Annotated in this window: 7 protein-coding genes; 5 read left to right on the forward strand and 2 right to left on the reverse strand. The window is 68.0% G+C overall.

The genetic code is table 11. From position 1 onward, the window contains the following. The first annotated feature begins 237 nt into the window (after positions 1-237). Complete coding sequence (locus tag B9S58_RS36535; protein WP_103531401.1) at positions 238-1,428, forward strand: IS110 family transposase; 1,191 nt, start codon at positions 238-240, stop codon at positions 1,426-1,428. Between the two features lie 115 nt (positions 1,429-1,543). On the opposite strand, the gene B9S58_RS36540 is transcribed toward B9S58_RS36535, so the two are convergent. Beyond that, positions 1,544-1,993: a hypothetical protein gene (locus B9S58_RS36540; RefSeq protein ID WP_258045255.1), complete on the reverse strand. Its 450-nt coding sequence runs from the start codon at positions 1,991-1,993 to the stop codon at positions 1,544-1,546. Positions 1,994-2,244: 251 nt separating this feature from the next. Here B9S58_RS36540 and B9S58_RS36545 point away from each other — a divergent pair, with 251 nt between their 5' ends. Further along, complete coding sequence (locus tag B9S58_RS36545; protein WP_103536134.1) at positions 2,245-2,862, forward strand: histidine phosphatase family protein; 618 nt, start codon at positions 2,245-2,247, stop codon at positions 2,860-2,862. A 59-nt stretch (positions 2,863-2,921) separates the two neighbouring features. Here B9S58_RS36545 and B9S58_RS36550 read toward each other — a convergent pair whose 3' ends face one another. Then, positions 2,922-6,812 (reverse strand): GH92 family glycosyl hydrolase, encoded by a 3,891-nt coding sequence (locus B9S58_RS36550; protein ID WP_103536135.1) that lies wholly within the window; start codon positions 6,810-6,812, stop codon positions 2,922-2,924. A 506-nt stretch (positions 6,813-7,318) separates the two neighbouring features. Here B9S58_RS36550 and ngcE point away from each other — a divergent pair. Genes ngcE through B9S58_RS36565 form a run of 3 tightly spaced genes read left to right on the forward strand, consistent with a single transcriptional unit; the run spans position 7,319 to position 10,678 of the window. Continuing rightward, positions 7,319-8,764: an N-acetylglucosamine/diacetylchitobiose ABC transporter substrate-binding protein gene (gene ngcE, locus B9S58_RS36555; RefSeq protein ID WP_103536136.1), complete on the forward strand. Its 1,446-nt coding sequence runs from the start codon at positions 7,319-7,321 to the stop codon at positions 8,762-8,764. A 49-nt stretch (positions 8,765-8,813) separates the two neighbouring features. After that, on the forward strand, positions 8,814-9,734 hold the full coding sequence (locus B9S58_RS36560; RefSeq protein WP_103536137.1) for a carbohydrate ABC transporter permease: 921 nt from the start codon (positions 8,814-8,816) through the stop codon (positions 9,732-9,734). Beyond that, a complete protein-coding gene (locus B9S58_RS36565; protein WP_103536138.1) occupies positions 9,734-10,678 on the forward strand; it encodes a carbohydrate ABC transporter permease in 945 nt (314 codons plus the stop codon). Before B9S58_RS36560 ends, B9S58_RS36565 begins: the two co-directional genes overlap by 1 nt. Positions 10,679-10,732: the final 54 nt, after the last annotated feature.

A 10,732-nucleotide genomic window follows, 5' to 3' on the forward strand; every position in this document is an offset into this window, starting at 1 on the left:
GGTCCTACGTTGTTGGTGGGTTGGACGGGCCAGTCGTAAGGTCCAGAGGCCCAGAGACTCCGGGTATGGCTTTCAAGCGGTTGCCCTTGATGGTTCATGCCACCTGGCCGCCCGGAGTCTCACGACGACTCGGCCGCTGATTAGGAGCTGCGAGCACCTGCGGGTGCATCGCTGAGTAGGACCACGCTGGCGAGGTCGTTCGGGAGAACAGCAATCACCGACGGACCGGAGGAACCCGTGCCCCAGATCTGGGCAGGCGTGGACATAGGCAAGACCCGTCACCACTGCGTGGTCCTGGACGCGGAAGGCAAGCGACTGCTGTCGCGCCGCGTGCTGAACGATGAGCCGGAACTGCCGGCTCTGCTCGCCGATGTGCTGGCGATCGACGAGGACGCCGTGTGGGCGGTCGATGTCGCCGACGGCATGGCGGCCTTGCTGATCAGCGTGCTGCTCAATCACAGCCAGCAGCTGCTCTACATCCCCGGTCTCGCGGTGAACCGGGCCTCGGCCGGCTACCGCGGCATGGGCAAGACCGACGCCAAGGACGCCACCGTCATCGCCGACCAGGCCCGAATGCGCCGCGACCTGACCGCGCTGCGGCCGGACGACGAGGACGCCGTCGAGCTGCGGATCCTCACCAACCGGCGAGCCGACCTGAACGCCGACCGCACCCGCCGGATCAACCGACTGCGCGGTCAACTCAACAGTATTCTCCCGGCGTTGGAACGGGCCCTCGATCTGGGCAACGTCGGCCCGCTGATCCTGCTGACTGGCTACCAGACCCCGGCCGCCCTGCGCCGCACCGGCGCCAAGCGGCTGGAGACCTGGCTGCACAACCGCAAGGTCCGCGGCGCCTCGGACCTGGCCGCAGCCGCTTCCGAAGCGGCCGGGCGCCAGCACACCGCCGTCCCCGGGGAGAAGATCACCGCGCAGGTGATCCACACCCTGGCGAAGGAGGTGATGGGCCTCAACGAGCAGATCACCGAGATCGACAAGCTCATTGCGGCCCGGTTTCGCGAGCACGAACTCGCCGAGGTGATCTCCAGCATGCCCGGAATCGGCCCACTCCTGGGCGCCGAGTTCCTGGCCGCCACCGCCGGCGACATGAGCCGCTACGGCACCGCCGATCGTCTGGCCAGCCTCGCTGGAGTGGCCCCCGTGCCCCGCGACTCCGGCAACGTCAGCGGAAACCTCCACCGCCCCAGGCGCTACCACCGCGGCCTGCAACGCGTCTTCTACACCTCCGCGCTGATCAGCATCCGCAACTGCGACGCGTCCCGGTGCTTCTACGAACGCAAGCGCGCCGAAGGCAAGCGACACACCCAGGCCGTCCTCGCCCTGGCCCGGCGACGGGTCAACGTCCTGCGCGCCCTGATTCGTGACGGACGGTGCTACCAACGTGAACTCCCGGTCACAGTGGCGGCTTGACAACCTCATTAGGAGGTGGCAGCGGCGGCACGACAGCTCGGCCGAGGGCCGCATCCCGGACGTCTCCGGGGTGCGGCCCTCGCGCCGTTTCCGTGTCCCCGGCCGGAGGCCCGCCTCAGCCCGCGGACCCCGACGGCATCCGGGTGAGGTCGCGGAGCCGGCAGGTGGTGCCGCGCGGCACCTCGCCGAGGCCCTGGACCTTCTTCACGGCGCTCCTGCCGGGAGCGAGGTCGACCACTCCGGTCACGCTGTCCGCGACCCTGACGCCGTCCTTGTCGAGGAACTCGACCCCTATGTGGTAGCTCGCCACACCGGACGAGCCGTTCACGACCTTCACCTCGGCCGACTGCCATCCGATCTGCGGATCGCGTGTGCACGCCGTGATCGTGACGTCCTCCTTCACGTCCGGCTCGCTCGCGGTGGGCTCCGGCGCGGGCTCCACCGGCGCCGCGTCGTACGGGACGTCCGTCCGCTCGGGCGGCAGCGCGACGGAGTCCAGCAACGCGTAGACCAGTGCCGCCAACGCTCCGGCCACCACGAGCCCGCCGCCCACGACGAGCGTCACCACGAGGCCCGTACGCCGCTTGCGTGGCGGCGGGGCGGGAGCCGCCCAGGGCGAAGGCCCCGGCGCCCCCACCGGAACCCGGCCCCCCGCCTCCGGCCGGGGTTGCGGCTGTTCGGGCGGCGGAGGCGGAAAGTTGCCGGACATACGGTGCCCCCACGGGAAGTCGACCAGGTGAGAGGCTTACGGTACGTGGCCCCACCCGCACCACCGGCCCCACCCGCACCACCCGCACAGAAAGTGAACGGACCACCATGGGCGAGCTGATCCTCATCCGGCACGGCGAGACCGAGTGGTCCCGCTCCGGACAGCACACGAGCTACACCGATCTGCCCCTGACCCCCCTGGGCGAACGGCAGGCACGTGCCCTCGTCCCGCTGCTGGCCGACCGGAACATCGGCCTCACGCTCGTCAGCCCGCTGATCCGGGCCCGTCGCACCGCCGAACTGGCCGGGCTCGCCGCCCCCCGGGTCACCCCCGAGCTGCGGGAGTGGGACTACGGCGGGTACGAGGGAGTCACCACCCGGGAGATCCGCCGCACCCGGCCCTTCTGGAACCTGTGGACCGACGGCGTCGACCCCGGCTCCCCGGAGCACCCGGGGGAGAGCCCCGCCGAGATCGGGCAACGGGCCGACCAGGTGCTCGCGGGCGTCCGGTCGGCCGCCGAGCAGGTCGGGGACGGGGACATCGCGCTCGTCGCGCACTCGCACTTCCTGCGCGTCCTCACCGCCCGTTACCTCGGCCTGACCCCGGCCGAGGGGCGGCTCTTCCAGCTCGCCACCGGGGCCGTCTCCCGGCTCGGCACCGAACACGGTCGGCCGGTCGTCGTCGCACTGAACCTCGCCCTGCCCGAGAGCCTCCAGCAGGCGTGAACGCCGACGGCCGGCGTCCCGTCGAGGGACACCGGCCGCCCGCTCCCACCGCGTACGGGTCAGGAGAGCAGCTCCACCTCCGCGAGCGTCGCCGAACCCGTCAGCACCAGCCGGTACTTCGCGTACGCACCGGGCCGCTCCACCGAGAACACCCGGGTCTGCCTGTCCCAGGCGAACGACTGGCCGGAGCGGCGGTCGACGTCCTCCCACTTCTTGCCGTCGGCCGAGCCCTGCAGCGTCCAGCCCGTCGGGGCCTTGTCGGCCGCCGCCGACGTCAGCGTGTACTGGACCCCCTTCGTGGCCGAGGCGGAGCCGACCGGCAGCTCCACCGACTCGACGGTCGCCGAGGTGGCCGAGGTGTCGTCGAAGAGCGCGCCGTCGCCCTTGAGCGCGTCGCCCCTGGGCGTCGGAACCTTGTCGTCCTTCTGGACGGAGACCGGGGCCGCGTCCTTGCCCGTGCCCCAGGCCGAGGGCTTCGGACCCATGTCGAACTTCAGCGTGCCGCCCTTGGCCAGCACGTCGTGGGGGAGCGCGGTGGAGGTCCACTTCTTGCCGTTGACCTTCACGCCCTGCACGTAGATGTTCTTCGCGCTGTTCTTCGGGGCCTTCACGACCAGCTTGCGGCCGTTGTCCATGCGGACGGTCACCTTCTTGAAGAGCGGCGAGCCGATCGCGTACTCCCCACTGCCCATCACCAGCGGGTAGAAGCCGAGCGAGGAGAAGAGGAACCAGGCCGACTGCTCGCCGTTGTCCTCGTCGCCGTGGATGCCCTGCCCGATCTCGCTGCCGACGTACAGCCGGCTCAGCACCTCGCGGACCTTCTCCTGCGTCTTGTACGGCTGCGAGGCCGCGTTGTACATGTACGTGGCGTGGTGGGCGACCTGGTTGCTGTGGCCGTACTGGCCCATCCGCACGTCACGCGCCTCGGTCATCTCGTGGATGACCCCGCCGTAGCTGCCGACAAACTCCGGGCCCGCCGTCTCCGGTGTCGAGAAGTACGTGTCCAGCTTCTCGCCGAGGCCCGCGCGGCCGCCGTACAGGTTGGCCAGGCCCCGGCTGTCCTGCGGGGCGGTGAAGGCGTAGCCCCAGCCGTTGGTCTCGGTGTAGTCGTAGCCCCAGACGCGCGGGTCGTACTGGCCGGAGGGCAGGCGCCAGTCGCCGTCAGGCTTCTTGCCCTGGAAGAACCCGGCCTTGTCGTCGAAGAGCTTGACGTACTTCTGCGCCCGGTTCATGAAGTACTCGGACTCTTCCTTGTACCGCGCCTTCTTCGTCTTCCTGTACAGCTCCTGGCCCATGCGGGCGATGCCGTAGTCGTTGACGTAGCCCTCCAGGGACCAGGACAGGCCCTCGTGGGTGGCAGTGTCCGCGTAGCCGGTGAAGACCGAGGTCTGAAGGCCCTTGCGGCCGACGCCCGAGGACGGCGGGGCCACGGTGGCGTTCTTGAGCGCCGCGTCGTACGCCGCCTCGGCGTCGAACTTCACGCCCTTGACGTACGCGTCGGCGAACGCCACGTCGGAGCTGGTGCCGGTCATCAGGTCCGCGTAGCCGGGGGAGGACCAGCGTGAGGTCCAGCCGCCGTCCTTGTAGTGCTGGACGAACCCGTCCACCAGCTCGCCGGCCTTCTTCGGGGAGAAGAAGGAGTAGGCGGGCCAGGTCGTGCGGTAGGTGTCCCAGAAGCCGTTGTTGACGTACACCTCGCCGTCGACGATCTTCGCGCCGGTCCGCGTCGGGGTGTTCTCGCCGACCGCCTCGGAGAAGGGGCTGGCGTACTTGGTCTTCCCCTTCACCTTCTCGTGGCCGGAGTTCGGGTAGAGGTAGAGCCGGTAGAGGCTGGAGTAGAGCGTGGTCAGCTGGTCCGCGTCTCCGCCCTCGACCTCGACCGTCCCGAGGACGTCGTCCCAGGTGCCCCGCGCCTCGCGCCGCACCCGGTCGAAGGAGGTGGACTCCGGGATCTCCATAGCCAGGTTCCGCTTCGCCTGGTCGACGCCGATCAGCGAGGTGGCCAGGCGCAGGTCGACCGTGCGGTCCTTGCCCGCGTCGAAGCGGAAGAACCCGGTGACGTCGTCGCCCCCGCCGCCCTTCAGTCTGCCGCTGTCGGTGACCGGCGCGTCGAAGACGCCGTACACGAACATGCGGGTCGCACCGGTGGACAGGCCGCTCCTGACGTCCGAGTAGCCGGAGAAGGACCGGTTCTTCGGGTCCAGGGTGATGCCGCCGTCGTTCGAGACGTTGTCGAAGACCAGGCTCGCGTCCTTGCCTGGGTACGTGAACCGCATCCGGGCCGCGTGGTCGGTCGGCGTCATCTCGGCCTTGAGGCCGTTCTCGAACGTGACGCCGTAGTAGTGCGGCTTCGCCGTCTCGTTCTCGTGCCGGAACGGCAGGGCGCGGGCGCTCCGGGACGCGTCCGGGGCGCCGCTCGCGGCCGACGGCATCAGCTGGAAGGTCTGCCGGTCGCCCATCCAGGGGCTCGGCTCATGGCTGGCGGCGAAGGCCTGGAGCGTGGGGAGGTTGTCCGCGTTGTTGCCCCGGTGGTAGTCGTACAGCCAGCTGGTGGTGCCCGCGTTGGTGACCGGCGTCCAGAAGTTGAAGCCGTGCGGGACGGCCGTGGCCGGAATGTTGTTGCCGCGCGAGAAGCCGCCGCTGGAGTTGGTGCCGCGGGTCGTCAGCGCGTAGTCCGACAGATGCGCCCTGCGCTTCTCGGGCTTCTTCGGGGCGATCGTGATGTCGTCGATCCAGCCCTGGAACTTCGCCGGACCCTTGGGGGAGTCGTACGCCACCAGGATCCGGTCGACCGTCCTGCCCGCGGCGACCGTGCCGAGGCGGGCGGTGACCTTGTTCCACTGGTTGACGTAGAGACGCTTGGCGGCTGCCTGGCCCTGCGGCGTCAGCAGCCCGCCGTGGCTGTCGGTGGCCTTCAGGTCGCTCAGATACGTGCCGTCGGTGAAGGCGAGGTCCACCGCGACATGGGTGGCCGGGTAGTTCAGGTCCGTCTCGCCCATCTGCGGGTAGACGAGGTAGGACAGCTCGGTGTCCTTGGTGACGGCCGTGTTCACGTCGAAGATCTTGTTGTACGAGTAGGCGCGTCCGTCGGGCGTGTGCGTACCCGCGTAACGCAGTGCCTTCTTTCCGGTGAATCCCGCGCCCGACTTCGCGGTGGGGGATCCGGAGGGGCCGCGGTCGGGCGTGCTGCGCATCTCGTCGGGCACCGGCGCGGAGGTGTCACCGTTCGAGAACTGAACGTCGGCGAGCTGGAGCACGCCCGATGCGCCGTTGTTCTTCGTGATCTCCAGCCGAAAGTGCTTGTAGGCGGCATCGGTCGCGAAGTCGTACGTCTTGGTCTCGTGCCGCTCGGCGAAGGTCTCGCCGCCGCGGGTGTCGAGGTCGGTCCACTCCTTGCCGTCCGCCGAACCCTTGAGCGTCCAGTCCTTCGGGTCGCGCTCGGCGTGGTCGTTGGCCGAGGTGAGGGCGTAGGTCACGACCTTGACGGGTTCGTCCAGATCGAACTCCACCCAGCCGGTGGGCTCGAAGGCGAGCCACTTGGAGCCCGGCTCGACATCGACGAGGTTCTCCTTGACCTCGCCGCCCGCGGTGTTCTCGGCGCTGGCGCGGAGCTCGGTCACCCGGTCGGTGACATTGCCCGGTATGCCGGAGGAGAAGCCTCCGTCGACGCCGGAGGACCGCTTCTCGCCGTCGGGGCCCTCCTCGACGGTGCTGCGCCAGTCCGGCTGTCTCTCGTCCGCCTCGAACGAGGAGCTGAACGTCCGGTCGCCGGACGGCTTCCGGTCAGGTGAGGAGGGCTGTGCGGTGGCGGCCGCGGGGGCGATCACCACCAGGGCGAGGGATGCCGCCAAAGCGGCTGCTGTGGGGGTCCGTCTCCGGCGGGGGGCCGGGCGGGGGACCGCGTGAGGGGACTTTTCGGAGCCGTGGTTGAGGCCGCGTGGTAGCTGCATGCCGAGCCGTTCCTCCCCGGGAAAATGCATGGACAACGTTGTCATAACGGGATGCAAGGACCAGTAGGGATCCAAGTGACAGGACGTGTCAAGGATGTTGCCGCGGGACTCGTCGGCGAATCGGCCGGAATGGGGAAATAGTCGCTGCGGGATGAGGGTGTGGGGTGCCGAGGTGTCCGTGAGGTCTCAACTCGGGAAAGACTGCCGTCCAAACCTGCTTTCGATCTTGCTCAGTTGGCGACAAGTGGACTATACCTGTCGGCACCTGCACAGCCGCTTCGCGCGGACGTGCGCACGGGGGAAACAAGGGACGGTTGCGAGGACGCCGGAGGTGTCCTCGCTGTACGGTCTCCCGAAATCCCCACTGCACCGGCCCGGCCGGTAGATCTGCACATCTGCACCACCCAAGCGCAACTGACCGCGGTGGCGGGGCCCTTCGCCTGAGGCGAGATTTCGACGGGTGACCGGTACACCGCCTGAGTCCTGGAGAAGGCGAGGACTTGAGCATGGGATCCACCTCCGCCCACAACAATGAGGGCCTTGGCCGTCGCGATCTGATCAAGCGTTCTGCCGCACTCGGCCTGATCGCTGTTCCGACGATGAGCTTCCTGTCCGCCTGCGCGAGCGGCGACAGTGGCAGCGACGACAAGGTCGAAAAGGGCGAAAAGACCGAGAAGAACCCGCTGGCCGTCAACGGCAGCGCACCGCTGGAGATCGTCATCTTCGACGGTGGCTTCGGTACCAAATACGCCGAGGACGCCAAGGCCGTCTACGAGAAGACCTATCCCGACGCGAAGGTCAAGTTCTCCGCGACGCAGAAGATCCAGTCGGTTCTTCAGCCGCGGTTCAACGGTGGTACCCCGCCGGACCTGATCGACAACTCCGGCGCCCAGCAGATGGACATGGGTGTCCTGGTCGGCAAGAAGCAGCTCACCGACCTGACCCCGCTGCTCGACGCCCCCTCCATCGACGACCCCGCCAAGAAGGTCCGCGACACCCTGCGGCCCGGCATCATCGAGATGGGCCAGTTCGACGGCGACCCGGTCTGGATCATGTACTACGCGTACACGGTCTACGGCGTGTGGTACTCGCAGACCGCGCTGGAGAAGCTCGACGCCACGTACCCGGAGACCTGGGACGACATGCTCGCGCTCTGCGCGAAGGCGAAGAAGAAGGGCATCGCCGGCTGGACGTACCCCGGCAAGCACCCCTACTACCTCCCCTTCTCGCTGTACCCCTTCATCGCCAAGATCGGCGGCGTGGAGGTCCTCGACGCGATCGACAACCTGGAGCCGAAGGCCTGGGAGCACCCCGCGGTCAAGGCTGCCTTCGAGGCGTACTACGAGCTCGTCGCCAAGGACTACATCCTTGAGGGCACCCCGGGCCTGGACCACCGCGGTTCCCAGGGCGCGTGGGCCCGCGGCAAGGCGCTGTTCATCCCGAACGGCTCCTGGGTCGAGAACGAGGAAGCGGCGATCATCCCCAAGGACTTCAAGCTGTCCGTGGGCGCTCCCTCCAGCCTCGACTCCTCGGACAAGATGCCCTTCGGTACCCTCTGGGCGTCCGGCGGCGAGCCGTTCATCGTCCCGAGCAAGGCGAAGAACGCCCAGGGCGGCATGGAGCAGCTGCGCATCATGCTCAGCGAGGCCTCCTCCAAGTCGTTCACCACGAGCACCAAGTCGCTCTCCGCCTTCAACGGCGGCACCGACGGCATCGAGCTCTCCGACGGCCTGAAGTCCGGTGTCGCCGCGCTGGAGAAGGCCGGCACCAACGTGGTCAACCCGCGCCTGCAGGACTGGTACGTGAAGCTCCAGAAGGAGCAGATCGGTGTCGCCGCGCTCGGCGAGATGATGGCCGGCCGCGCCAAGCCCGCCGAGACCATCAAGAAGATCCAGGCCTTCGCCGACGCGACCGCCAAGGACCAGTCCATCAAGCACTTCAAGCACCAGTGAACACGCGTCACCAGCGGCGGGCAGCAGGGGAAGGTCGGAGTCGGTAGCGATGCAACACGGTAAGTACCGGTTCATAATCGGGTTCTTGGTGGTCCCGATGGCGTTGTACGTCATCTTCGTCATCTGGCCCTTCATCCAGTCCATCTACTACTCGTTCACGGACTGGACGGGGCTGAGTCCCGACTTCAAGATGGTCGGGTTCGACAACTACACCAAGATGCTCGACGACGACATCTTCTGGAAATCGCTGCAGCACAGCGTGCTGTTGGCCGTACTGCTGCCGCTGGTGACGCTGGGGCTCGCGCTCTTCTTCGCCTTCATGCTCAACGTGGGCGGGCGGCGCCGCAAGGGCGCCGCCATCGCCGGGGTACGGGGCTCGGGCTTCTACAAGATCGCGTACTTCTTCCCGCAGGTGCTCTCGATCGCGATCGTGGCCATCCTGTTCCAGTTCGCCTTCGACCCGGCCCAGGGCATGATCAACGGCACGCTCAAGGCCGTGGGGATCAGCGACGTACCGGTCTGGCTGGGCGATCCGAAGCTGGCCCTGTGGTGCATCGTGGCGGTCCTCGTCTGGTGCACGACCGGCTTCTTCGTGGTGCTGTTCTCCGCGGGCATGGCCTCCATCCCCAAGGACTTCTACGAAGCCGCCCTGCTGGACGGGGCGAGCCGCTTCACGACCTTCTTCCGGATCACGCTGCCCCTGCTGTGGGACACGGTCCAGTCCGGCTGGGTCTACATGGGCATCCTGGCCCTCGGCGCCGAGGGCTTCGCCATCGTCCACATCATGAGCGTCGGTCCCGGCGGGCCCGACTACTCGACCACCGTCCTGCCGCTGTACGTCTACCAGTCGGCGTTCCGTGACGGACAGGCGGGCTACGCGACCACGATCGGTGTCGCCCTGCTCATCGTGACCCTGGCGTTCGCCGCCATCGTCATGCGGGTGGGCCGGCGCGAGCGGCTGGAGTTCTGATGAAGACCACTGACACCCCTCCCTCCGGGACCTCCGGCCCCTCCTCCGACGCGGCCGAGGTCCCGGCCCAGCGCACCGGCCCGGTGGGCCGGAGCGCGTCGGCCCCCGCGAAGAGCGGTGAGGGCAAGGTCCTCAACGTCTTCTCGCACGGGGTGCTCGTCCTGTGGGCGATCATGGTCGTCCTGCCGCTGTTCTGGGCGGTGATGTCCTCGTTCAAGACCGACGCGGACATCTTCAACACCCCGTGGTCGCTGCCCAGTTCGCTGAACTTCGACAGCTGGGGCCGGGCCTGGAGCCAGGCACACATGAGCGAGTACTTCCTGAACACCGTTCTGGTGGTGGGCGGGTCGCTCGTCGGCACTCTGGTCCTCGGGTCCATGGCCGCCTATGTGCTCGCCCGCTTCGAGTTCCCGGGCAACCGCTTCATTTACTTCTTGTTCGTCGGCGGTATGAGCTTCCCGATCATGCTGGCGCTGGTCCCGCTGTTCTACGTCATGGACAACATGGGGCTGCTGAACACGATCCACGGCCTGATCCTCGTGTACATCGCGTACTCGCTGCCGTTCACCGTGTTCTTCCTGACCTCGTTCTTCCGTACGCTGCCGACCTCGGTGGCGGAGGCGTCGATCATCGACGGGGCCTCGCACACCCGTACGTTCTTCCAGGTCATGCTGCCGATGGCCAAGCCGGGCCTGATCAGCGTCGGGATCTTCAACTTCCTGGGGCAGTGGAACCAGTACATGCTGCCGACGGTGCTGAACACCGACCCGGAGAAGCGGGTACTGGCCCAGGGCCTGGTGGAGCTCGCCTCCAGCCAGGGCTACAAGGGCGACTACTCCGGCCTCTTCGCCGGCCTGGTCATCGCGATGCTGCCGGTGCTGGCGGCCTACATCATCTTCCAGCGCCAGGTCGTCTCCGGCCTGACGGCGGGCGCCCTGAAGTAGGTCACCTCCCGGAAACGGCCCGGTGCCCCGGCAGAGGAATCCTCTGCCGGGGCA

This window comes from Streptomyces sp. SM11, from assembly GCF_002910905.1.
Taxonomy (GTDB): domain Bacteria; phylum Actinomycetota; class Actinomycetes; order Streptomycetales; family Streptomycetaceae; genus Streptomyces.

What these genes read in the sequence shown, in the direction of transcription:
- B9S58_RS36565 (WP_103536138.1), top strand. Translation starts at nt 9,734, where the DNA reads ATGAAGACCACTGACACCCCTCCCTCCGGGACCTCCGGCCCCTCCTCC.
- B9S58_RS36550 (WP_103536135.1), bottom strand. Translation starts at nt 6,812, where the DNA reads ATGCAGCTACCACGCGGCCTCAACCACGGCTCCGAAAAGTCCCCTCAC.
- B9S58_RS36545 (WP_103536134.1), top strand. Translation starts at nt 2,245, where the DNA reads ATGGGCGAGCTGATCCTCATCCGGCACGGCGAGACCGAGTGGTCCCGC.
- B9S58_RS36560 (WP_103536137.1), top strand. Translation starts at nt 8,814, where the DNA reads ATGCAACACGGTAAGTACCGGTTCATAATCGGGTTCTTGGTGGTCCCG.
- ngcE (WP_103536136.1), top strand. Translation starts at nt 7,319, where the DNA reads ATGGGATCCACCTCCGCCCACAACAATGAGGGCCTTGGCCGTCGCGAT.